Annotated in this window: 20 protein-coding genes; 9 read left to right on the top strand and 11 right to left on the bottom strand. The window is 68.6% G+C overall.

All coding sequences use genetic code 11. The annotated features are described in order from the left end of the window. The first annotated feature begins 9 nt into the window (after positions 1–9). Positions 10–834, top strand: coding sequence for an orotidine-5'-phosphate decarboxylase (pyrF, locus tag FFS10_RS14830; RefSeq protein WP_171016164.1), 825 nt, complete (start codon positions 10–12; stop codon positions 832–834). 4 nt (positions 835–838) lie between these two features. On the opposite strand, the gene FFS10_RS14835 is transcribed toward pyrF, so the two are convergent. Together FFS10_RS14835 and uvrA are read right to left on the bottom strand one after the other, a co-directional pair. Further along, complete coding sequence (locus FFS10_RS14835) at positions 839–2,338, bottom strand: CYTH and CHAD domain-containing protein (protein WP_137895244.1); 1,500 nt, start codon at positions 2,336–2,338, stop codon at positions 839–841. 68 nt (positions 2,339–2,406) lie between these two features. Then, positions 2,407–5,340 (bottom strand): excinuclease ABC subunit UvrA, encoded by a 2,934-nt coding sequence (gene uvrA, locus FFS10_RS14840; protein ID WP_137895245.1) that lies wholly within the window; start codon positions 5,338–5,340, stop codon positions 2,407–2,409. Between the two features lie 159 nt (positions 5,341–5,499). On the opposite strand from uvrA, the gene FFS10_RS14845 reads away from it, so the two are divergent. After that, positions 5,500–6,678 carry an MFS transporter gene (locus FFS10_RS14845; RefSeq protein WP_137895267.1) on the top strand — a complete coding sequence of 393 codons (1,179 nt, stop codon included), beginning with the start codon at positions 5,500–5,502 and terminating at the stop codon, positions 6,676–6,678. On the opposite strand, the gene FFS10_RS14850 is transcribed toward FFS10_RS14845, so the two are convergent. Beyond that, positions 6,566–7,966: a chloride channel protein gene (locus FFS10_RS14850; RefSeq protein ID WP_137895246.1), complete on the bottom strand. Its 1,401-nt coding sequence runs from the start codon at positions 7,964–7,966 to the stop codon at positions 6,566–6,568. The two genes, FFS10_RS14845 and FFS10_RS14850, sit on opposite strands and share 113 nt — an antisense overlap. 82 nt (positions 7,967–8,048) lie before the next feature. Between FFS10_RS14850 and ssb the strand changes: the two genes are divergently transcribed. The 3 genes from ssb to FFS10_RS14865 all read left to right on the top strand — a co-directional run bounded on the left by ssb (position 8,049) and on the right by FFS10_RS14865 (position 10,112). After that, the gene (ssb, locus tag FFS10_RS14855; RefSeq protein ID WP_137895247.1) at positions 8,049–8,558 is read left to right on the top strand and encodes a single-stranded DNA-binding protein; all 510 of its coding nucleotides are present in this window, start codon (positions 8,049–8,051) and stop codon (positions 8,556–8,558) included. Positions 8,559–8,636: 78 nt separating this feature from the next. Beyond that, positions 8,637–9,083, top strand: a complete 447-nt coding sequence (locus FFS10_RS14860; protein ID WP_137895248.1) for an OsmC family protein — start codon at positions 8,637–8,639, stop codon at positions 9,081–9,083. 36 nt (positions 9,084–9,119) lie between these two features. After that, positions 9,120–10,112: an SLAC1 family transporter gene (locus tag FFS10_RS14865; protein WP_137895249.1), complete on the top strand. Its 993-nt coding sequence runs from the start codon at positions 9,120–9,122 to the stop codon at positions 10,110–10,112. A gap of 27 nt (positions 10,113–10,139) precedes the next feature. On the opposite strand, the gene mrdA is transcribed toward FFS10_RS14865, so the two are convergent. The 4 genes from mrdA to FFS10_RS14885 form a co-directional block, all read right to left on the bottom strand. Then, positions 10,140–12,089, bottom strand: a complete 1,950-nt coding sequence (gene mrdA / locus FFS10_RS14870; RefSeq protein ID WP_137895250.1) for a penicillin-binding protein 2 — start codon at positions 12,087–12,089, stop codon at positions 10,140–10,142. Positions 12,090–12,107: 18 nt separating this feature from the next. After that, positions 12,108–12,626 (bottom strand): rod shape-determining protein MreD, encoded by a 519-nt coding sequence (gene mreD, locus FFS10_RS14875; protein ID WP_137895251.1) that lies wholly within the window; start codon positions 12,624–12,626, stop codon positions 12,108–12,110. Continuing rightward, the gene (gene mreC, locus FFS10_RS14880; protein ID WP_137895252.1) at positions 12,623–13,564 is read right to left on the bottom strand and encodes a rod shape-determining protein MreC; all 942 of its coding nucleotides are present in this window, start codon (positions 13,562–13,564) and stop codon (positions 12,623–12,625) included. Before mreC ends, mreD begins: the two co-directional genes overlap by 4 nt. Before the next feature lie 103 nt (positions 13,565–13,667). Then, positions 13,668–14,711: a rod shape-determining protein gene (locus FFS10_RS14885; RefSeq protein WP_137895253.1), complete on the bottom strand. Its 1,044-nt coding sequence runs from the start codon at positions 14,709–14,711 to the stop codon at positions 13,668–13,670. A 201-nt stretch (positions 14,712–14,912) separates the two neighbouring features. On the opposite strand from FFS10_RS14885, the gene gatC reads away from it, so the two are divergent. Genes gatC through gatB form a run of 3 tightly spaced genes read left to right on the top strand, consistent with a single transcriptional unit; the run spans position 14,913 to position 18,180 of the window. Continuing rightward, positions 14,913–15,212 carry an Asp-tRNA(Asn)/Glu-tRNA(Gln) amidotransferase subunit GatC gene (gene gatC / locus FFS10_RS14890; protein ID WP_137895254.1) on the top strand — a complete coding sequence of 100 codons (300 nt, stop codon included), beginning with the start codon at positions 14,913–14,915 and terminating at the stop codon, positions 15,210–15,212. 8 nt (positions 15,213–15,220) lie between these two features. Then, the gene (gatA, locus tag FFS10_RS14895) at positions 15,221–16,729 is read left to right on the top strand and encodes an Asp-tRNA(Asn)/Glu-tRNA(Gln) amidotransferase subunit GatA (RefSeq protein WP_137895255.1); all 1,509 of its coding nucleotides are present in this window, start codon (positions 15,221–15,223) and stop codon (positions 16,727–16,729) included. A 2-nt stretch (positions 16,730–16,731) separates the two neighbouring features. Continuing rightward, entirely contained in the window at positions 16,732–18,180 is a 1,449-nt protein-coding gene (gene gatB / locus FFS10_RS14900; RefSeq protein WP_137895256.1) for an Asp-tRNA(Asn)/Glu-tRNA(Gln) amidotransferase subunit GatB, read from the top strand. A gap of 24 nt (positions 18,181–18,204) precedes the next feature. Here gatB and FFS10_RS14905 read toward each other — a convergent pair whose 3' ends face one another. Then, a complete protein-coding gene (locus FFS10_RS14905; RefSeq protein WP_137895268.1) occupies positions 18,205–18,801 on the bottom strand; it encodes a DUF4124 domain-containing protein in 597 nt (198 codons plus the stop codon). A 69-nt stretch (positions 18,802–18,870) separates the two neighbouring features. Continuing rightward, positions 18,871–19,563, bottom strand: coding sequence for an orotate phosphoribosyltransferase (gene pyrE, locus FFS10_RS14910; protein ID WP_137895257.1), 693 nt, complete (start codon positions 19,561–19,563; stop codon positions 18,871–18,873). A 10-nt stretch (positions 19,564–19,573) separates the two neighbouring features. Between pyrE and FFS10_RS14915 the strand changes: the two genes are divergently transcribed. Further along, on the top strand, positions 19,574–20,365 hold the full coding sequence (locus FFS10_RS14915) for an exodeoxyribonuclease III (protein ID WP_137895258.1): 792 nt from the start codon (positions 19,574–19,576) through the stop codon (positions 20,363–20,365). Between the two features lie 134 nt (positions 20,366–20,499). On the opposite strand, the gene FFS10_RS14920 is transcribed toward FFS10_RS14915, so the two are convergent. Beyond that, on the bottom strand, positions 20,500–21,339 hold the full coding sequence (locus FFS10_RS14920; RefSeq protein WP_137895259.1) for a hypothetical protein: 840 nt from the start codon (positions 21,337–21,339) through the stop codon (positions 20,500–20,502). Next, the gene (locus tag FFS10_RS14925) at positions 21,336–22,721 is read right to left on the bottom strand and encodes an AAA family ATPase (protein ID WP_137895260.1); all 1,386 of its coding nucleotides are present in this window, start codon (positions 22,719–22,721) and stop codon (positions 21,336–21,338) included. Before FFS10_RS14925 ends, FFS10_RS14920 begins: the two co-directional genes overlap by 4 nt. Between the last annotated feature and the right edge of the window lie 225 nt (positions 22,722–22,946).

Genomic DNA, 22,946 nt, shown 5'->3' on the forward strand with positions numbered 1-22,946 from the left:
AATCGCGTCATGACCTTCCTCGACATGCTGCAGCAGGCCGGGCGCCAGAACGGCTCTATGCTGTGCGTCGGCCTGGACCCCGAGCCGACCAAGTTCCCCGCCGCGCTCAAGGGCGACGCGAACAAGATCTACGACTTCTGCGCGCGCATCGTCGACGCCACGGCCGACCTCGTGATCGCGTTCAAGCCGCAGATCGCCTATTTCGCGGCGCACCGCGCCGAGGGCCAGCTCGAGCGCCTGATGGAACACATGCGCCGCGTCGCGCCCCAGGTGCCCATCATCCTCGACGCCAAGCGCGGCGACATCGGCTCCACCGCCGAGCAATACGCCAAGGAGGCCTTCGAGCGCTACGGCGCCGACGCCGTGACGCTCTCGCCCTTCATGGGCTTCGACTCGGTCCAGCCCTACCTCCGCTACGAGGGCAAGGGCGCCTTCCTGCTGTGCCGCACCTCCAATCCGGGTGGCGACGACCTGCAGAACCAGCGCCTGGCCTCGGTCGACGGCCAGCCCCTGCTCTACGAACATGTGGCGCGCCTGGCCCAGGGGCCCTGGAACCTGAACGGCCAGCTCGGCCTGGTGGTGGGCGCCACCTATCCCGCGGAGATCGAGCGCGTGCGCGCGCTCGCCCCCACGCTGCCGCTGCTGATTCCCGGCGTGGGCGCCCAGGGCGGCGACGCCGTGGCCACCGTGAAGGCCGGCTGGCGGGCCGACGGCCCCATCATCGTCAACTCCTCGCGCGCCATCCTCTACGCCTCCTCGGGCGAGGACTTCGCCGAGGCCGCGCGGCGCGAGGCGCTCAGGACGCGCGAGCTGCTGCAGGCCGCGCGCGCCTGAGGCCCTAGCCTCTGCGTTTCTTCCAGGGCGGCGCGGCCTGCCGCAGCGGCGCCAGGGCCTCGGGCAGCTGGCGGGCCAGCGTGTCCGTCTGCTGTTCCAGCCAGGCGGGCAGGGCTTCGAGGCCGGCCTGCGGTGCGCCGGCCAGCAGCCGCTGGGCCGTGGCCAGGTCGTTCATCCGGCCCAGCAGGTCCTGCGCGGCGGCCAGCGCCCGGCTGTAGGGCTGCACCCGCTTCGGCGGGAACAGGCTGGCCAGGAAGTCGAGCGCGTAGCGCAGCTTCTTCAGCTCGATGCGCAAGGCGTGGCGCGCCTCGGGCGCCAGCTGGGCGGTGGCGCGCGCGCCGCGCCGGACCTTGCGGTGGCGCGCGGCCAGGCGCTCGCGCGCCCAGTCGACGAGCGGCGGGGGCGCCGCGTCCGGCGCCTCGCTGAGCTTGAGCAGCGCGCGCGTGAAGGCCAGCAGCTGCTGGGCGTGGCGCGGGGCGGCCAGGCTGGCCCGCGCGGCGGCCCGGGCAGCCGTGCGCCGCGCGCGGGCGTGGCGTTCGATCCGGGAGACGGCGGGGCCCAGGGCCTCGGCCAGGCGGGGCAGCCCCTCGGTGCACAGCACGTCCCAGTCGCGCGCATCGCCCAGGCTTTGCGCCAGCCCCTGCCATTCCCGGCTCCAGCGGCGCACGAAGGGCGCGGGCAGGATAGGGGCGAACAGGCGCAGGGCCGAGCGCAGGCGGCGCAGGGCCACGCGCGCCTGGTGCACGTATTCCACGTCCTCCAGCCGCTGCAGCAGGCCGGCTTCGTTGGCCTGCAGCTGGGCCAGGCTTTCCAGCGCGATCAGGCGGAAGGCCTGCAGCGGCGCCATGTCCGGCGTCAGGGCGATGGCCGCGGCGCGGCGCGGCGCGGGCGGCCGGTCCAGGAACAGCGCATAGCCGCGCTCGGCCTTGCTGCTGGCGAGCGGGCGCAGGGGGGCTGCCCGGCTCAGGGACTGGGCCAGGCCGAACAGCGCGTCGACCGGCCCGTCCAGCAGTTCGAGCTCGAGCTCCAGCAGCGTGGCCTGGCGCGGGCCTTGCGCCGTCTGCGAGCGGATGCGGCCGCGGTCCAGCGCCACCTCGATGCGCGCGCGGCCCTGGCGCAGCAACCAGCTTCGGCGGCTGAAGTCGGTGCTGAATACCGGCACCAGCCGACCGGCCAGGGCTGCGAGCTCCTGCGCCAGGGCGGGCTCGTCGACCAGGGCGGCGAAGTCGAAGCGGCCGGGCTCGGTAGGGCCTTCCCATTCGCCGCGGCGCGCCAGGCCGCCGACCTGGCTGCCCGCGGTCTTCACGGTCAGCAGGGTCTGGCGCCCGATGCGGCGTTCGCGCACCGCCATGCGGCGGCGCAGCAGCTCGAGCTCGGGCGTGTCGAAGTAGGTGTTGTCCAGCCGCTGGCGCTGCGGCGCCTGGCCGGCCAGCAGGGGGTGGGCCAGCAGGCGCGGCAGGTCGCCCGGCGACAGGCCGAGCTTGAGTTCGGTTTCCAGGGCCATGGCGGTGGAAGGATGGGAGGCCGCCAGTCTGCCAGCCCTGGGCCGGCGGCGCTACCGCAGCGGCCTGGTCAGGCCAGCAGCCGCTTGAGGTAGTGCCCGGTGAAGCTGGCCGGATTGGCCGCCAGCTGCTCCGGCGTGCCCACGCCGACCACGCTGCCGCCGCCGGCCCCGCCCTCGGGGCCCATGTCGATCAGCCAGTCGGCGGTCTTGATCACGTCCAGGTTGTGCTCGATCACGACGATGGTGTTGCCGGCGTCGCGCAGCTGGTGCAGCACCTTGAGCAGCAGGTCTATGTCGGCGAAATGCAGGCCGGTGGTCGGCTCGTCGAGGATGTAGAGCGTGCGCCCGGTGTCGCGCTTGGACAGCTCCTGCGCCAGCTTGACACGCTGGGCCTCGCCGCCCGAGAGCGTGGTGGCCGACTGGCCCAGCCGGATGTAGGACAGGCCCACGTCGAGCAGGGTCTGCAGCTTGCGCGCGATGGCCGGCAGGTCCTTGAAGAAGGCGTGCGCCTGCTCCACCGTCATGTCCAAAATCTGCGCGATGTTGCGCCCCTTCCACTGCACCTCCAGGGTCTCGCGGTTGTAGCGCAGGCCGTGGCAGACGTCGCAGGGCACGTAGACGTCGGGCAGGAAATGCATCTCCACCTTGACCACGCCGTCGCCCTGGCAGGCCTCGCAGCGCCCGCCGGTCACGTTGAAGGAAAAGCGCCCCGAGCCGTAGCCGCGCTCGCGCGCCATCGGCACCTCGGCCATCAGCTCGCGGATCGGCGTGAACAGGCCCGTGTAGGTGGCCGGGTTGCTGCGCGGCGTGCGGCCTATCGGCGACTGGTCGACGTTGATCACCTTGTCGAAATGCTCGAGGCCCAGGATCTCCTCATGCGGCGCCGGCTCGTCGTGCGCGCGGTGGATCTGGTGCGCGGCGGCGGCGTACAGCGTGTCGTTGACCAGGGTGGACTTGCCCGAGCCCGAGACGCCGGTCACGCAGCTCAGCAGGCCGACCGGGAAGCTGACGCTGACCTGCTTGAGGTTGTGCCCGCTGGCCTTGACGATCTCGATGCAGGCCTCGCCCGGCGCATGGCGCCTGGCCGGCACCGCGATGGTCTTGGCGCCGGACATGTACTGCCCGGTCAGCGAGCCGGGCGCGGCCAGCACCTCGTCGCAGCTGCCCTGGGCGACCACGTGGCCGCCGTGCACGCCGGCGCCCGGGCCCATGTCGATCACATGGTCGGCCGCGCGGATCATGTCCTCGTCGTGCTCGACCACCAGCACGCTGTTGCCCAGGTCGCGCAGGTGCTTGAGCGTGGCGATCAGTCGGTCGTTGTCGCGCTGGTGCAGGCCTATGCTGGGCTCGTCGAGCACGTACATCACGCCGGTCAGGCCCGAGCCGATCTGGCTGGCCAGGCGGATGCGCTGGGCCTCGCCGCCCGACAGGGTCTCGGCGCTGCGCGCCAGGCTCAGGTAGTTCAGGCCCACGTCGTTGAGGAACTTGAGCCGGTTGCCGATCTCGCGCACCACCTTGTCGGCGATCTCGGCCTTGGCGCCGCGCATCTGCAGGCCGTTGAAGTACTGCTGGGCCTCGCCCAGCGTGACATGGCTGATCTGGTGCAGGGCGCGCGCCTGATCGCCCTCGCCGACCTTGACATGGCGCGCCTCGCGCCGCAGGCGCGCGCCGCCGCAGTCACCGCAGGCCTGGGTGCTGCGCAAGCGGCCCAGGTCCTCGCGTACCAGCACCGAGTCGGTCTCGCGGTAGCGCCGCGCCATGCTGGGGATGATGCCTTCGAAGGGGTGCTTCTTGCTGAGCTTGCGCGGGCCCGCGGCGCCGTCGGCCAGGTAGCTGAACTTGATCTCCTGCTCGCCCGAGCCGTGCAGGATCACCTGCTGCACCGCCGGCGGCAGCGCCTCGAACGGCGCCTCGATGTCGAACTGGTAGTGTTTGGCCAGGCTCTCGAGCAGGGTGAAGTAATGGGCGTTGCGCCGGTCCCAGCCCTTGATCGCGCCGCTGGCCAGGCTGAGGCTGGGAAAGGCGACCACGCGCGCCGGGTCGAACACCTCGGTGGTGCCCAGGCCGTCGCAGCTGGGGCAGGCGCCGACCGGCGAGTTGAACGAGAACAGGCGCGGCTCGAGCTCGCTGATCGAGTAGCTGCAGACCGGGCAGGCGAACTTGGCGTTGAACAGGTGCTCCTGCCCGGCATCCATCTCCAGCGCGATGGCGCGCCCCTCGGCCAGGCGCAGCGCGGCCTCGAAGCTCTCGGCCAGGCGCTGGCGCAGCGCGTCGCGCGCGGCCGCGTCGGCCTCGGCGCGCACCTTGATGCGGTCGATCACCACGTCGATGTCGTGCTTCTCGGCCTTCTTCAGCGCCGGCAGGTTCTCCGCCTCGTAGGCCTGGCCGTCGACGCGGAAGCGGATGTAGCCCTGGGCCTGCATGTCGGCGAACAGCTCGGCGAATTCGCCCTTCTTCTCGCGCGCCACCGGCGCCAGCACCATCAGCCGGGTCTCGGCCGGCAGGGCCAGCACCGCGTCCACCATCTGGCTCACGGTCTGGGCCTGCAGCGCCAGGCCGTGCTCGGGGCAGTAGGGCGTGCCGGCGCGCGCGTAGAGCAGGCGCAGGTAGTCGTGGATCTCGGTCACCGTGCCCACGGTGGAGCGCGGGTTGTGGCTGGTCGCCTTCTGCTCGATGCTGATCGCCGGCGACAGGCCCTCGATCAGGTCCACGTCGGGCTTGTCCATCAGCTGCAGGAACTGGCGCGCGTAGGCCGAGAGGCTCTCCACGTAGCGGCGCTGGCCTTCGGCGTACAGGGTGTCGAAGGCCAGGCTGGACTTGCCCGAGCCCGACAGGCCGGTGATCACCACCAGCTGGTTGCGCGGGATGTCCAGGTCGACGTTCTTGAGGTTGTGCGTGCGCGCGCCGCGCACGCTGATGCGCGGCTGGCGCAGCAGGCTGGCGAGGTAGTCGCTGTCGTTCGATGGGTTCAAGATAAGGCGCGCCGCAGGAAAACCCTCCATTATGAGGAAGGCCGGCCGGGCCGGGCCGCTGCCCGCCTGCCCGGCCGGCGCCGATAGCGGACAATCACGGGTTTCGCCACCGCCCCGCAATCGGTTTCCCGCGTGTCTGAGACCTCCCTCGCCCCGTCTGCCGCTGCCGCGGCGCCCGCGTCCAGCGCCATGACGCCGCTGGAGCGGCGCGCCAGCGCCTCGCTGGCCTCGATTTTCGCCCTGCGCATGCTGGGCCTGTTCCTGGTGCTGCCGGTGTTCGCGCTGGAGGCGAGCCGCTTGCCGGGCGGTGACGACCCGGCCCTGGTCGGCCTGGCCATGGGCATCTATGGCCTCACCCAGGCCTGCATGCAGGTGCCGCTGGGCCTGGCCTCGGACCGCTGGGGGCGCAAGCGCGTGATCGTCGCCGGGCTGGCCCTGTTCGCCGCCGGCAGCCTGCTGGCGGCGCTGGCGCCCTCGGTGCATTGGCTGCTGGCCGGGCGGGCGCTGCAGGGCGCGGGCGCGATCTCGGCGGCGGTGACGGCGCTGCTGGCGGACCTCACGCGCGACAGCGTGCGCACCAAGGGCATGGCCCTGGTGGGCGCCAGCATAGGCCTGAGCTTCGCGCTCTCGCTGATGGCGGCGCCGCCGCTGGCCGCCTGGATGGGCCTGTCCGGCCTGTTCGGCCTCACGGCCGCGCTGGCGCTGGCCGGCATCGCCGTGGTCCTGGCCTGGACGCCGGCCGAGCCGGCCAGCCATGCACCGGCGCCGCGCGCGGCGCTGGCCCAGCTGTGGCGCCATCCCGCGCTGTGGCGGCTGAACCTGGGCGTGTTCGTGCTGCACAGCGTGCAGATGGCCATGTGGGTGGCCGTGCCGGCCCTGCTGGTGCAGGCCGGCCTGCCCAAGGCCGGGCACTGGCAGGTCTACCTGCCGGCCGTGCTGGCTTCCTTCCTGGTCATGGGCGGCCTGCTGTTCCCGCTGGAGCGCCGCGGCTACCTGCGCCAGGTGCTGCTGGCCGCGATCGCCCTGCTGGTGCTGGTGCAGATCGGTTTCCTGCTCGCCGTGCGCGCGCCGCAGCTCGGGGCCCTGGGCGGCCTGCTGTTCCTGTTCTTCTGCAGCTTCAACGTGCTGGAGGCCAGCCAGCCCAGCCTGATCTCGCGCCTGGCGCCGGCCGGCGCGCGCGGCGCGGCCCTGGGCATCTACAACACCCTGCAGTCGCTGGGTCTGTTCGCCGGCGGCCTGATGGGCGGCGCCCTGGTCAAGCTGGCGGGGAATGCGGCGCTGTTTCTGGCCTGTGCGGTCCTGATGCTGCTGTGGCTGCTGCTGGGCCGGGGCCTGCAGCTGCCGGCGGCGCGAGCTGGCGCAGCATGAGGTCGGCCAGCGTCGGGTAGAGCGGGCGGCTGACCAGGCGCGAGACCAGGCTGGCCAGCAGGGCGCAGGCCATCAGGCTCAGCACCATGGCGTAGCCGTCGACCATCTCCATCACGATGATCATGGCCGTGATCGGGGTCTGCGTGACCGCGGCCAGGAAGCCGGCCATGCCCAGCGCGATCAGCGCCACCTGGTGCTGCGGCGCGATCAGCCAGGCCACGTCGCTGCCTATGCCCGCGCCGATAGCGAGGCTGGGGCCGAAGATGCCGCCCGGCATGCCGGCCCAGGCCGACAGCCAGGAGGCGACGAACTTGAGCCAGGTCCAGACGATGGGCAGGGGTTCGGCCTGGCCCGCCAGCAGCTCGCGCGTGTGGTGGTGGCCGCCGCCCAGGGCGCTGGCCTGGGTCAGCAGGCCGATCGCCGCCACGGCCAGGCCGCACAGCGCGGCGAAGCTCACCGGGCGCTTGCGCCGGTAGGCGCAGAAGCGGTCGGGCAGGCCGGTCAGCGAGGCCACCAGCAGCCGCGCCATCAGGCCGCCCAGCAGGCCGCTGGCCAGCGCCACCAGCAGGCCCGGCGCGAGCAGCCGCCAGCCCACGGCCTCGATATGGATGCGGCCGAAATAGGCCAGGTTGCCCAGCGCCGAGACCGCGACCAGGCCCGCGATCACGATGGCGGCCAGCATCAGGCCGCTGCTGCGCTGCTCCAGGCGCCGCGACAGCTCCTCGATCGCGAACACGATGCCGCCCAGCGGCGTGTTGAAGGCCGCCGCGATGCCGGCCGCGCCGCCGGCCACCAGCAGCTCGCGCGCGCTGATGCCCGAGCGCGGCGACAGCCAGTGGCGGGCGCTGAACATGATGCCGGCCGCGACCTGGACCGAAGGGCCCTGGCGCCCGATCGACAGGCCGGCCAGCAGGCCGCCCGAGACCGCCAGCACCTTGGCGGCCGACAGCTTCACCGAGACCAGCAGGCCGCGCCGGCCCTCCTCCAGGCGCGGGTCCAGCGCGGCCACCACCTGGGGCACGCCCGAGCCCGAGGCGGCGGCAAACCAGCGCCGCGTGGCCCAGACCACGGCGGCGGTGAGGGCCGGGGTCCAGAGCAGGGTGAACCAGGGCCAGCGGCCCTGCAGCGCCAGGAACAGCTCGAAGGCGCCGTCGGCCAGCAGCGTGAAGCCCACCACGGCCGCGCCGGCGGCGACCGCGAAGCCGGCGACGACCAGGCGGTCGAGCCAGACGCGGTGGTCGGCGAACTCTTGGCGCAGGTTGCTGAGGAAGTCGGGTTCGCCTTTCATGGCCGGGGATTTTGGCATGCGTCCCGCGGGCGGTGCATGCGGCACAATGTCGGTTTTGCACCTCCCTGCGGGCACACACACCATGGCATCCGTCAACAAAGTCATCCTCGTCGGCAATTGCGGCCGCGACCCCGAAATCCGCTACCTGCCCTCGGGCCAGGCCGTCGCCAACGTCAGCGTCGCCACCTCCAGCCGGCGCAAGGACAAGAACACCGGCGAGATGGTCGAGGACACCCAGTGGCACCGCGTCACCTTCTTCGACCGCCTGGCCGAGATCGCCGGCGAGTACGTCAAGAAGGGCCGCCCGATCTACGTGGAGGGTCGCCTGACCTACCGCAAGTACACCGACAAGGACGGCATCGAGAAGAATGCCACCGACATCATCGCCACCGAGCTGCAGCTGCTCGGCGGGCGCGAGGGCATGGGTGGCCCGGCCGGCGGCGGCGACGAGGGCGGCTACGACAGCGCGCCGCCGCGCCGCGCGGCACCTGCTCCGCGACCTGCAGCCGCACCGGCGCCGCGCCAGGCCCCGGCGCCCGCAGCGCGCGCCTCGAGCGGCTTCGACGACATGGACGACGACATTCCGTTCTGAAGCCAAGCCACGGCACAGATTGACGGCCTCCACAGCCCCGGCTCTGGAGGCCTTTTTCATCCTGAGGGGGAGCGAATCATGAGCGAGCAAACCATCTCCATCGGCCTGACCCAGGAGGCCGACTACTGCTTCTCCGTGTCCTTCGGCGAGGGGGTGCCGAACCTGCTGGCCGACGAGCCGCCGCCGCTGGGTACGGGGCGCGGGCCCGAGCCGGTGCAGCTGCTCGCGGCGGCCGTGGGCAACTGCCTGTCGTCCTCGCTGCTGTTCGCGCTGCGCAAATACAAGCAGGCGCCCGAACCCCTGGCCTGCGAGGTCGAGGCCGAGGTCGGCCGTAACGTCGAGGGCCGGCTGCGCGTGCTGGGCATGAGGGCCGTGATCCGGCTCGGCGTGCCGGCCGCCTCGCTGCAGCACCTCGATCGCGCGCTGGCCCAGTTCGAGGCCTTCTGCACCGTCACGCAAAGCGTGTCCCAGGGCTTCCCGGTCACGGTGGAGGTGCGCGACGCGCAAGACCTGCAGCTCAAGTAGGCACCAATCTTGCGTGGATATGCCGGAGGTTCCGGCATGTTGCACCATCCCACCCCGCTCAAGTCTCTATCGCCCGGCTGGTTTGCCATCGTCATGGGTCTCAGCGGCCTGGCACTGGCTTGGCAGCGGGCCGGGCCGTTCATGGGCGGCCTGGCTGGCGCCTGCGCCTTGTTGCTGGGTGCTCTGGCCGCGCTGGTGTTTGGCTTGCTGACGGTCCTTTCCCTGCTGCGCTGGCGGCGTTACCCGCAGGCGCTGACGGAAGACCTTAGGCATCCGGTGCGTCATGCTTTCGCGGCGGCGGTGCCGGTGTCGCTGATCCTGCTGGCCACGGTCGCCGTGGTGCTGGCCGGGCCCGGCCAGCTGGTCGCCGGTTTGTGGATGGTCGGCGCTGCACTGCAACTGGGCGTCACGGTCTGGACCCTGGGCCGCTGGTTGAGCCCGGTCAGGGCCGAAGGTCTGTCCTGGCCGTCCATCACGCCGCTGCTGTTCATTCCGGCGGTGGGCAATGTGCTGGTGCCGCTGGCCGGCGCCCCGCTCGGTCAACTCGCCTGGTCGGCGGCGCAGCTGGGCGTGGGCGTGCTGCTCTGGCCGCTGGTCCTGGCCTTGCTGGCGCTGCGCATCGCCGCCAGCGGCCTGTGGCCGACACCGCTGCTGCCGACCACCTTTATCACCGTCGCGCCGCCGGCCGCGATCGGCCTGGCTCTGTTGCAGCTCGGCGCGCCCATCCTGCTGGGCTGGTCGTTCTGGGGCATGGCGCTGTTCTTTGTCCTGTGGTCCGGGTTGGTGCTTCGGCGCAGCCTGCCGCAGCCCTTCGGCTTGACGTTCTGGGCGCTGTCCTTTCCGCTCGCGGCGTTCAGCGCCCTGAGCCTGCGCTTGGCAATGGATGCCGCGCCCTGGTTCCAGACCATGGCCTGCCTGTTGCTGGTCGCGGTCACGCTGGTCATCGCGCTGCTGGCGCTGGCCACCGTGAAGGGGCTGTGCAGCGGTCGCCTGCCGGCACCCGAGCCGGCCGCCCAAGCCGCGCAATGAGCGCAAGAGAGCCGATGGAGGCGGCGCTCAGTGCCTGGCCGTGGCCGGGTCCTGCTCGGCCGCGTTCAGCGGCTGGCCGATAGGCGCGGCGGCCTGGCCCTTTTGCACTGCGGCCAGGTCCGTGGGGTTGGGGTGCTGGCCGAGCAGCCAGTAGTCGAACACGCGGCGCGCGATCGGCGCCGCATGGGCCGCGCCGAAGCCGGCGTTCTCGACGACCACGGCCAGGGCGATCCTGGGGGCCTCCACGGGCGCGAAGGCCATGTAGAGCGCGTGGTCGCGCTGGTGCTCCTCGAGCTTGGACGCGTTGTACTTCTGGCTCTGGCCGATGGTCACGGCCTGCGCGGTGCCGGTCTTGCCCGCGCTGAGGTAGGGTGCGCCGGCGAACACCCGGGCCGAGGTGCCTTCCTGCGTCACGCCGACCAGGGCCTTGTGCACCACCGCCACATGCTCGGGCTTGAGGCCCAGGTCCTGGCCCGGCTCGGCCGGCACCGGCGCGCGCGTGCGGCTCACCGCGTCCTCGGTGGCGACGACCAGGCGCGGGCGGTGGCGCAGGCCGCCGTTGGCCAGCGTGGCGGTCGCGTGCGCGAGCTGCAGCATGGTGAAGCTGTTGTAGCCCTGGCCTATGCCCAGCGAGATGGTCTCGCCCGCGTACCACCTGCGCTGCTCGGGGCGCTTGTAGGTGTTGCGCTTCCAGTCCTGGCTGGGCAGCACGCCGCGCACCTCGCCCTGGATGTCGATGCCGGTGATCTGGCCGAAGCCCAGCGGCTTCATGAAGTCGTGGATCAGGTCCACGCCCAGCTCGTTGGCCAGCGAGTAGTAGTAGACGTTGCTCGACATCACGATGCTGCGGTGCATGTTCACCGGGCCGAGCGCCGTGTCGCCATGGCTGCGGAAGGTGTGGCCGCCGAAGGTCCAGGAGGCGTTGTCCTGCACCACCACGCTGGCCGCGCGCTTGCCGGTCTGCAGCGCGGCCAGGGCCATGAAGGGCTTGTAGGTCGAACCCGGCGGGTACGTACCCCGGAGGGCCCGATTCAACAGCGGCTTGTCGATCGACTCGTTGAGCGCCTGCCAGTTCTCGACGTCTATGCCCTCGACGAACAGGTTGGGGTCGAAGGTGGGCTTGCTGACGAAGGCCAGCACCTCGCCGGTCCTGGGGTCGAGCGCCACCAGCGCGCCGCGCCGCTCGCCGAACAGTTCCTCGACCAGCTTCTGCAGCTTGATGTCGATCGACAGCACCACGGTGTTGCCGGGCGTGGCCGGACGGTTGCCCAGGCGGCGCACCGCGTGGCCGCCGGCCGAGGTCTCGATCAGCTCGAAGCCGGTCTGGCCGTGCAGCTGCTGCTCGTAGCTCTGCTCGACGCCGAGCTTGCCTATGTACTCGGTGCCGCGGTAATTGGCCTCGTCCTCCGAGTCCTGGATGCGCTCCTTCTCGCGCTGGTTGATGCGGCCGATGTAGCCGATCACGTGGCTGGCCAGCTCGCCATGGGGGTAGTGGCGGAACAGCCGCGCCTTGATCTCCACGCCGGGAAAGCGGTAGCGCTGGGCGGCGAAGCGCGCCACCTCCTCGTCGGTCAGGCGCGTGCGTATCGGCAGCGATTCGAAGTTCTTCGACTCCTCGAGCAGCTTCTTGAAGCGGCGCCGGTCGCGCGGCTGGATCTCGACCAGCTCGGACAGGGCCTCGAGCGTGTCGTCGAGCTTGCCGGCGCGCGAGGGCGTGATCTCCAGCGTGTAGGCCGCGTAGTTGCTGGCCAGCACCACGCCGTTGCGGTCCAGGATCAGGCCGCGGTTGGGCACGACGGGCACGATGGCCGTGCGGTTGCTCTCGGCCTGCTCGTCCAGGTCGGCATGGCGCACCACCTGCAGGTAGACCAGGCGCGCGGCCAGCAGGCCGAAGGCCAGCAGCACCACCGCGCCTATGGCCAGCACCCGCAGGCGGAAGCGGTAGAGCTCGGCTTCGACGTTGCGCAGTTCGGTCATGCGGACGGCCTTGGGTCCTTACAGGGGACGGTTCTCGTCGGGGTTGGGCGCGCGGCGCTGCGGCGCCAGCAGCAGCACGCTGGCCACCGGCCAGAGCAGGGCCTCGAGCAGCGGTGCCAGCAGCAGCGACCAGCCGGGGAACAGGCCGCCGCCGATCAGGCGCAGCAGCAGGGCGATGGCATGGGCGGCCATGAACAGCGGCAGCACCTGCAGGGCTTGGGCCGGCACGCTGAACCACAGCAGGCGGCGGTGGATGGTGATCGCGAAGTAGCTCAGCACGGTGTAGGACAGCGCGTGCTGGCCCAGGAGGCCGGCCTGGTGCACGTCCATCGCCAGGCCGAACACGAAGGCTGCGCCCACGCCCACGCGCAGCGGCTGGTGCACGCTCCAGAACACCAGGGCCATGGCCAGGAAGTCCGGCATCCAGGCCTGGCGGCCCAGCGGCAGCATGTCCAGCAGCAGGGCCGCGATCAGGCTGGTCCAGATGAAGACCGGGTTGGCGGGCAGCAGCAACTGCTGGCCGGGCCGCATGATCATGGCTGGGCCTCCTTGCCGCGCGTGCGCGCGCCACGCGCGGCGGGCGCGGGCGCCTTGTCGGCGGCCGGCACCGCCGGGATCTGGTCGGCCAGCGGCTTGAGTACCATCACGTGCCGGGCGCCGGCCACCAGGGCCTGGGGCGTGCAGTGGATGCGCGCGAAAGCCGAGTCGGCGCGCCGCTCCACGCGGGCCACCCTGGCCACCGGCAGGCCGGCCGGGTAGATGCCGTCCACGCCGCTGGTGCTCAGCAGGTCGCCTTCCTGCACGTCGGCGTTGGCCGGCATGAAGCGCAGCTCCAGCGCGCCGCCCTGGGTCAGCGGGTCGCCATAGGCCACGCCGCGCGCGCCGGTGCGGGTGTTGAGCACGGGAATAGCCTGCTCGCGGTCGGTCAGCAGCGTGACCTCGCTGACCAGCGGGTAGACGCGTGTGACTTGGCCCAGCACGCCCGCGGCGTCGATCACCGGCGAGCCTGCGGCCACGCCCTGCGACAGGCCCTTGTCGAGGATCACCTTGCGCGTGTAGGGGTCGGGTGCGTCGTACAGCACCTGGGCGGCCTGCGAGGCCACGCGGAGCTGGCCGCGCAGGCCCAGCAGCTGGCGCAGCTGGGTGTTCTCCAGCGTGAGCAGCTCGACCTGGCCGGCGCGCTGCGACTGCCGTGCCAGCTGCTGGCGCGCCGCCTGTTCGGCCTGCTGCGCGCTCTGCAGGCTGGTCAGGTAGTCGCCCGCGGACTGCGCGGCCAGCAGCGGCTGCATGGCCAGCCATTGCGCCGGGTACAGCACCGTGGCCACGGCCGCGCGCAGCGGCTGCATGACGCGAAAGCGCGCGTCGGCCACCATCAGGAACAGGGCCAGCGCGCTGAAGAACAGCAGCTTGGACAGCGCCGAGTGCCCCTGCTTGAAGAAGGGCGGCGGGGTGCGGTCCAGGGTTCCCAGTGGCATGTGCGTGAAGGCGTCGCGTGAGAGGGCGGGGCGAAGTCCTGTGGCGGGCCGGTATGGAAAAGGCCGGCCTGCGCGTCGGCAAGGCCGGCCGGATCGGGCGTGCTTACTCGCTGGTGAAGATGCTGCCCAGGCGGTCCATGCGCTCGAGCGCCATGCCGCAGCCGCGCACCACGCAGGTCAGCGGCTCCTCGGCCACCAGCACCGGCAGGCCGGTCTCCTCGGCCAGCAGGCGATCGAGGTCGCGCAGCAGGGCGCCGCCGCCGGTCAGCATCATGCCGCGCTCGGCGATGTCGGCGCCGAGCTCGGGCGGGGTCTGCTCGAGCGCGGTCTTGACGGCCGAGACGATGTTGTTGAGCGGATCGGTCAGCGCCTCCAGGATCTCGTTGCTCGAGATGGTGAAGCTGCGCGGCACGCCCTCGGACAGGTTGCGGCCCTTGACCTCGATCTCCTTGACCTCGGAGCCGGGGAAGGCCGAGCCTATGTTCTTCTTGATGGACTCGGCCGTGGGCTCGCCGATCAGCATGCCGTAGTTGCGGCGGATGTAGTTGATGATGGCGTCGTCGAAGCGGTCGCCGCCCACGCGCACGCTGCCCTTGTAGACCATGCCGCCCAGCGAGATCACGCCGACCTCGGTGGTGCCGCCGCCGATGTCGACCACCATCGAGCCGCTGGCTTCCGACACCGGCAGGCCGGCGCCGATCGCGGCCGCCATGGGCTCCTCGATCAGGTAGACCTCGGAGGCGCCCGCTCCAAGAGCCGACTCGCGGATCGCGCGGCGCTCGACCTGGGTCGAGCCGCAGGGCACGCAGATGATGATGCGCGGGCTGGGCTTGAGCACGCCGCGCGGATGCACCATCTTGATGAACTGCTTGAGCATCTGCTCGGTGACGGTGAAGTCGGCGATCACGCCGTCCTTCATCGGGCGGATGGCCTCGATGTTGCCGGGCACCTTGCCCAGCATGGCCTTGGCTTCCTTGCCGACGGCCTGGATGGTCTTCTTGCCCTGGGGCCCGCCTTCGTGGCGGATCGCGACCACCGAGGGCTCGTCCAGCACGATGCCCTTGTCGCGCACGTAGATCAGGGTGTTGGCGGTGCCCAGGTCAATCGCCAGGTCGGTGGAGAAGTACCGACGGAAAGCTCCAAACATGACAAATCCTCTCGGGCACGGCATGCGCTTCGGCCCGCCATCGCCCTGTTGACCATTTTGAAATTGTGTTTTCAGCGCAAATGCCGACCGTTCGGCTGGCGCTGCGGCAAACACGGGATAATACCCGATCGCCTGTGAATAACTCCCCACAGCGCCGCCTGAATTTCAGCCTTACATCTGGTTTCCGAACCCCCATTCCCTATGTCGTTGACTTCCCAGGACATCGCCCGGATCGCCAATCTGGCGCGGCTCGAATTGCAGCCCGAAGAGAGTGAGCGCATGCTCACGCAGCTCAACGGCTTCTTCGGCATCGTCGAGGCCATGCGGGCTGTGGATACCAGCGGCATAGCGCCGCTGGCCCATCCGGTCGCCGCGATCCAGGAAGTGGCCCTGCGCCTGCGCGAGGACAGCGTGAGCGAGCCCGACCAGCGCGAGGCCAACCAGCGCAGTGCGCCGGCCGTCGAGCGCGGCCTGTTCCTGGTGCCCAAGGTCATCGAGTGAGGCCGGCCATGACCCAGCTTCACGACCTCACGGTGGCCCAGCTGGCCGAGCAACTGCGCAGCCGCAGCGTCTCGGCGGTGGAAGCCGCCCGCCATTTCCTCGCGCGCGCCCAGGCCCAGGCCGGGCTCGGCGCCTTCCTCGCCATCGACGAGGCCGCCACCCTGGCCCAGGCCCAGGCGGCCGACACGCGCCTGGCCGCGGGCGACAGCGCCCCGCTGCTGGGCGTGCCAGTGGCGCACAAGGACATCTTCGTCACGCGCGACTTCCCGACCACGGCCGGCTCGCGCATGCTGGAGGGCTACCGCTCGCCTTTCGACGCCACCGTGGTGGCCCGGCTCGGCTTGGCCGAGGGCGGCGCCGGCATGGTGAGCCTGGGCAAGCTCAACTGCGACGAGTTCGCCATGGGCTCGGCCAACGAGAACTCGGCCTACGCCAAGGTGCACAACCCCTGGGACCGCGCGCGCGTGCCGGGCGGCTCATCGGGCGGCAGCGCGGCCGCCGTGGCCGCCCGCCTGGCGCCGGCCGTGACCGGCACCGACACCGGCGGCTCGATCCGCCAGCCGGCCGCCTTCTGCGGCATCACCGGCATCAAGCCGACCTACGGCCGCGCCTCGCGCTACGGCATGATCGCCTTTGCCTCCAGCCTGGACCAGGCCGGCCCCATGGCGCGTACGGCCGAGGACTGCGCGCTGCTGCTGTCGGCCATGTGCGGCCCGGACCCGGACCGCGACTCGACCTCGCTCGATCTGCCGCCCGAGGACTTCACGCGCGGCCTGAACGACTCGCTCGATGGCCTGCGCATCGGCGTGCCCAAAGAGTTCTTTGGCGAAGGCCTGTCGGCCGACGTGCGCGCCGCGATCGACGCGGCGCTCAAGGAATACCAGAAGCTGGGCGCCCAGCTGGTCGAGATCTCGCTGCCGCGCACCGAGCTGGCCATCCCCGTCTACTACATCATCGCCCCGGCCGAGGCCAGCTCCAACCTGGCGCGCTTCGACGGCGTGAAGTTCGGCCACCGCGCCAAGGACTATGCCGACCTGGTCGACATGTACAAGAAGACGCGCGCCCAGGGCTTCGGCGACGAGGTCAAGCGCCGCATCATGATAGGCACCTACGTGCTCTCGCACGGCTACTACGATGCCTACTACCTGCAGGCGCAGAAGATCCGGCGCATGATCGCCGACGACTTCCAGCAGGCCTTCAAGCAATGCGACCTGATCGCCGGCCCGGTCGCGCCCAGCGTGGCCTGGCAGCTCGGCGCGCATGGCAGCGACCCGCTGGCCGACTACCTGGCCGACATCTTCACCCTGCCGGGCTCGCTGGCCGGGCTGCCCGGCATGAGCGTGCCCTGCGGCTTCAGCGAGGCCGGCATGCAAGGTTCGGAAGCGGGCAGCGGCAAGCCGCTGCCCGTGGGCCTGCAGCTGATAGGCAACTACTTCTCCGAAGCCAAGCTGCTCAACGCAGCGCACCGCCTGCAGCAGGCGACCGACTGGCATCTGCGCAAGCCGGAGGGCATCTGACCATGAGCACTCCTCAACTGATTCAGGGCTACGAGGTGGTGATCGGCTTCGAGACCCACGCCCAGCTGTCCACCCAGTCCAAGATCTTCAGCCGCGCCTCGGTCGCCTTCGGCGCCGAGCCCAACACCCAGGCCTGCGCGGTGGACCTGGCCCTGCCCGGCACCCTGCCGGTGATGAACAAGGGCGCGGTCGAGCGCGCCATCGAGTTCGGCCTCGCGATCGGCGCCCATGTGGCGCCGCGCAGCGTGTTCGCGCGCAAGAACTACTTCTACCCGGACCTGCCCAAGGGCTACCAGATCAGCCAGTTCGAGATCCCGGTGGTGCAGGGCGGCCAGATCGAGTTCTACCTGGGCGACGAGAAGAAGGCCGTGCGCCTGGTGCGTGCCCACCTCGAGGAGGACGCGGGCAAGTCGCTGCACGAGGACTTCGTCGGGCAATCGGGCATAGACCTGAATCGCGCCGGCACGCCGCTGCTCGAGATCGTGACCGAGCCCGACATGCGCTCGTCCGACGAGGCCGTGGCCTACGCCAAGGAGCTGCACAAGATCGTGACCTGGATAGGCATCTGCGACGGCAACATGCAGGAAGGCAGCTTCCGCTGCGACGCCAACGTCTCGGTGCGCAAGCCCGGCGAAAAGCTCGGCACCCGCCGCGAGATCAAGAACCTCAACAGCTTCAAGTTCATGCAGCAGGCCATCGACTACGAAGTGCGCTGGCAGATCGAGCAGCTCGAGGACGGCCTGGCGATCCAGCAGGCCACGGTGCTGTTCGACCCCGACACGGGCGAGACCCGCGCCATGCGGACCAAGGAAGACTCGGCCGACTACCGCTACTTCCCCGACCCCGACCTGCCGCCGCTGGTGATCGCGCCCGAGTGGATCGATGAGGTGCGCGCGCGCATGCCCGAGCTGCCGCGCGCCATGGCGGCGCGCTTCGTGGCCGACTATGGCCTGCCCGAATACGACGCGACCACGCTCACGCAAAGCAAGGCGATGGCGGCCTATTTCGAGGACGCAGCGAAGCGCAGCGGGCAGCCCAAGCTGGTCAGCAACTGGATCATGGGTGAAATCTCTCGCCGCCTGAATGCAAATGCGATCGGTATCGAGCAGGCGCCGGTGAGTTCGGCCCAGGCGGCCATGGTGATCGGTCGTATCGCCGACGGCACGATCTCGAACAACGCCGGCAAGCAGGTGGTCGACGCGCTGTGGAACGGCGAGGGCCAGGACGTCGATGCCCTCATCGAGGCCAAGGGCCTCAAGCAAATGAGCGACACCGGCGCCCTCGAGAAAATCATCGACGAGGTGATCGCCGCCAACGCCGACAACGTGGCCCAGTACAAGGCCGGCAAGGACAAGGCCTTCAACGCCCTGGTCGGCCAGGTCATGAAGGCCAGCAAGGGCAAGGCCAACCCGGCCCAGGTCAACCAACTGCTCAAGCAGAAACTCAGCTGAGCGGGCTGCGGGGCCTGACGCGTCTCAGCGCGCGGGCAGGCCGGCCGCCGCGGCGGGTACCCACAGCGGGCGCAGCTTGGCCAGCTCGGCGTCGAAGCGCGCCTGAATGCGTTTCTTCTCGCTGTCCTGGTCGGCGATGAAGCGCTTCTGCACGTTCAGGCTCTGGGTGTTGTCCTCGGCCTGGCGTTTGAGCTCGGGCGGGGCCTTGGACGGGTCCTTCAGGTAGAACTCGAGCTCGGCGTCTATGCGCTGGCGCTGCGCCAGCAGCTGGTCCACCCGCTTTTGCGCGGCCTGGATCACGGCGTCGACCTGTTGCAGCGCCTCGGCACGCTCTTTGTCGTGCGCGGCCTGGTTGGGGTAGCGCACCAGCAGCGCGCGCTCGCGGCGCCTTTCCTCGGCGATGCGGGCCTGCTTCTGGGCGGCCTGACGCTCGCGCGCCTCCAGGGCGGCGCGCTCGGGCGCGGTCAGCGAGGGGCCGATGGTGCGGCGCACCGTGCCGCTGGGGTTGCGCTCATGCTGTTCGCGGTCCAGGCATTCGGCGATGGGCCGGTCGGAGGTGATGGCGCGGCCCTTGTCGGCGGTGCAGGTGTAGATGCCCTGCTGGGCCCAGGTCGTGCCCAGCGGGCTGGCCAAGAAGATGACGAAAGCCGACGATGTCCTGAGCCAACCCTGCACGTTCCACCTTGCTTCTTATTCCACGCCGTAACGTTTTCGGTAAGCCAGCACGCGCTCGTGGTGGGCCGCCAGGCCCTCGCTGCTGTGCTGCGACAGATACTGCAGCAAATCCGCCAGGCGCGCAATCGCGCAGACCTGCAGCCCCAGCTGGTCGCGCACGTATTGCACGGCGCTGTGCGGCACGTCCCGGCCGTTCTCGGTGGCCATTTCCTGGCGGTCCAGCGCGATCGCCACCGCGTGTGGCGTGGCGCCGGCGGCCTGGATCAGCGCGATCGACTCGCGCGCCGCCGTGCCCGCCGACATCACGTCGTCGACGATCAGCACCCGGCCCTTGAGCGGCGCGCCGACCAGGCTGCCGCCCTCGCCGTGGTCCTTGGCCTCCTTGCGGTTGTAGGCAAAGGGCACATTGGTCCCCAGGCGCGCGAGCTCGATCGCCACCGCCGCGCCCAGCGGAATGCCCTTGTAGGCCGGGCCGAAGATCATGTCGAACTCGATGCCGCTGGCGATCAGCGCTTTTGCATAGAATTCGGCCAGCCGGCCTAGCTTGGCGCCGTCGTCGAACAGGCCCGCATTGAAGAAATACGGCGACAGCCGTCCGGCCTTGGTCTTGAACTCGCCGAAGCGCAGCACGCCTGCGTCGACTGAAAACTGCACGAAATCCTGCGCCAGCTGGTCCTGACCAGCCGACCTTGCGCTCTCTGCCACCATGGGGAAATCCTTGTTCAAACTCACCAGCCTAAACCTCAACGGCATCCGTTCGGCCGCCACCAAGGGGGTGGAAACCTGGCTGGCCCGGCACCAGCCCGATTGTATTTGCGTGCAGGAGGTCAAGGCCCAGGCCGCCGACGTGGCCGGCCGCTTCGAGCAGCTGGCCGGCCTCAAGGGGCATTTCCACTTCGCCGAGAAAAAGGGCTATTCGGGCGTGGCGGTCTACACGCGCCACGAGCCCAGCGAGGTGATCATAGGCTTCGGCTCGCCCGAGTTCGACGCCGAGGGCCGCTACGTGGAGCTGCGCTTCGACACCCCGGCGCGCAAGCTTTCCATAGTCAGCGCCTACTTCCCCAGCGGCTCGTCCGGCCCCGAGCGGCAGGAGGCCAAGTTCCGCTTTCTCGACGCCTTCTACCCGCACCTGGAGGCGCTGAAGGCGCAGCGCGAGTTCATCCTGTGCGGCGACGTCAACATCGCGCACCAGCAGATCGACCTGAAGAACTGGCGCAGCAACCAGAAGAACAGCGGCTTCCTGCCCGAGGAGCGCGCCTGGATGACCAAGCTGCTGGACGAGGCCCGCATGGTCGACGTCTACCGCCAGCTCCAGCCCACGGCCACCGACACCGCCTACACCTGGTGGAGCAACCGCGGCCAGGCCTATGCGAACAACGTGGGCTGGCGGCTGGACTACCACCTGGCCACGCCGGCGCTGGCGCAGCTGGCGCGACGCGAGGCGATCTACAAGGACGAGAAGTTCTCGGACCACGCGCCGATCACGATCGAGTATGAGATGGGGCTTTGAGGTTTCTGACTTTGGGGCGCTATGCAAAGCTTTCCATAGCGACCCTAATCAGACCTTTTTTGAACCGAGCAAAGTGGACAATCAACGTCTGACATAAGCGGTCCTTTGCCCTCCGTTTAGCGGAACGTTTTGTATCACTGAAGTTCGTTGGAAATGGTTGGAACTGACCTCGCTAGCAGCACCAACAAACGCTCAACCGCTGCCTGCTGCCCAAAGGCTTTGTGCCCGTTGAACTCGCCTATAGCCCACGCGAGAAGCTCAGTGTAATCGTGCCCCCTGGCAGAGAGTCGGACATCGCCATCCAATTTCGTCAACCATGTATTCCACGAGCCTGCGAACTCCTGCTTCTTGGCAAGCGCTGCGTTCGCCCCGAGAGTTGCTGCGACATACTTATCGGTATTCAGTTGAACTGCGTCACCGTCGCGGGCTAGGTACTTGCGCAGAGCCACCCACTTGAGCGACAAGCTTAGCTCGCGATCTGCGAGTCGAAAGGCATACAAGGTCTTAAGCACATTGAATAGAGAGATGACGAAGATGTCGACCTGTTTGATTCGAGAGGCACCTGTGGTGAGTGCCACATCTATTACGATTTCACGCGTGATGAAGTGGCTCTCGATGCAACAGAACCGGGTCCATCGAAGGCGATGCGTGTCGCTTATGTTGCCAAACCAGTGATCAAGATCGCGATCAACAAGGCAGACAACGCTCGCGTCGGATGTCAGGGCTTCGAACTCTTTGGAAAGCGCTATTAAACGCTGCTTGTTGCCAGATGTGAGACCATGCCGTCTCAGCAGGTCTGGCGGGACATCTACGGTATCTACTTCGTAGAAAGTCGCACGGCGGGCTGACTGGTTAAACACTTGCGACAAGATCTCTTTATCAAACGACCCCTCTACAAAGACATCGGCAAGCTGAGGCTCAAGGTCGTATCTTGCGAGAAGTTCCTCGATAGACCAACGGGTCTGGTCGCTCACGGCTTGCTCACCAACTTGACAACCCGGCTGCGATGCTGGGCCAATAGTTCCATGGAGTGGGAGGCGAACACGAACTGGATGCTGGCACCTTGAGTGATATCCAGAAGGGACTGAACGAGCTGGCGCTGCCACTTAATATTGAGGGATATCTCGGGCTCGTCAATCATGAAGACCGTTGGTGTATCGCGGGCCGTCAGAACGTAGCAGAACAAGAGCAAAAGTTGCTGCTCTCCTGAGGAAAGCTGGGCTGGCTTTAGAGGCACCCCAAGGCGGTTCTGAATGCTAAATCCCTGGCTAAGCTTGAAAGAAATCGTTTTGTCACTTAGGAGGCTGTTGACGATGGTTACGAAGCGATCGATTAACTGGTAGATTGGCTCTACAGCTTCAAGTCGACCTTCAACGCTCTTAATGTAGGGTTGGAGTAACTCGGCAGCTAGCGTACTCTTGCTAGTGCTTCGCCCACTCAAGGCCTTCCGAAAATCGTTTGTCGGTAGATGAGTTGCAAGCTCATAGCGAGCATGTTCCGACGACTTGCTATCGATATGGGCTAGCTGCTTCAAGAGATCGGCGCCAGAGCCGGTAGTGGGAACTGGAGCAGCCTTCTTGTTCGGCGAAACTAGGCGTCGGAGTACGTCTCCATACACCGAATGCACGTTCATCGAACCTTGGTTGGTTCCAAGAACCGCCTTCCTGCTGATCCAGCGCGAAGCTGCACTCAATGCTTGTGACAGGGCAATCTCACGGGAGCGAACAACGAGTTCATTAATTCGTTTCGGTTCGCCATACTGCATAGTCCGCCGAAGCTCGACCTCGTCACTTGGGTCGGCTACGCTATCGCTATCCAGGCGGCGGTCAGCATTCAGAATGAAGAGCGTCGGCACATGCGCCTTGAGAGCATCTAGATATGCCTGCTCGCCGCGAGGGATTCCTTCGAATTCCTTTCGCCGCGGTGACGCGGTGCGACGCCGCACTACGTGCTGCCCGCGTTCGTCGATCTCGAGGTACATGGCCTCAGCCTCAAGGAAGCGGTTCTCGTCTCTAGGTCGATAGTCCCAGATTGCTAGTCTCTTGTCGCCATCAAGTACTTCCAGCAAAAGAAGCTTTGATGGGTTCCTTTCGATAACCCGTGCGGTCAACTTGATTCCAGACGCTAAGGAAACCTCGAGCCGGTCAAATTCGGTCCGGTAAAGGGCGCCTCGATGCCCGCGATCATGCGCTGCGGATAGCAGATGAAATACCAGTCTAAGAATCGTACTCTTCCCGACTCCGTTGTCCCCATAGAGGATGGCCGCGTTTGCAAGTTCGCCTGTCTCGGGGACAGAGTATGTGTACAAACCAAAAAGTCCGTCAACGCGAATGTGGGAGATCAGGCGAGCAGTCATGCACGTAGTTTAGGTGGGAAGGTACGACGCTTTACGGATAAGGCTTGTTGTCCGTTGAATAATTGACGGATGCGTATCTTCATCCGAAAAGGTTTCTGACAGTCCGATCTTGGTTCATGGCAGGCTGGCGAAGCTTTTTTGCAAATGTAATCGCAAGCGCCGCCCGGCGGCTCGGGTGCGGTCACGGACGCCGGCGCGGGAGGACGGCGTGCGATTCCGGCGCGT

It is taken from the genome of Ramlibacter sp. 2FC (genome assembly GCF_005503345.1).
Lineage (GTDB): Bacteria > Pseudomonadota > Gammaproteobacteria > Burkholderiales > Burkholderiaceae_C > SCMQ01.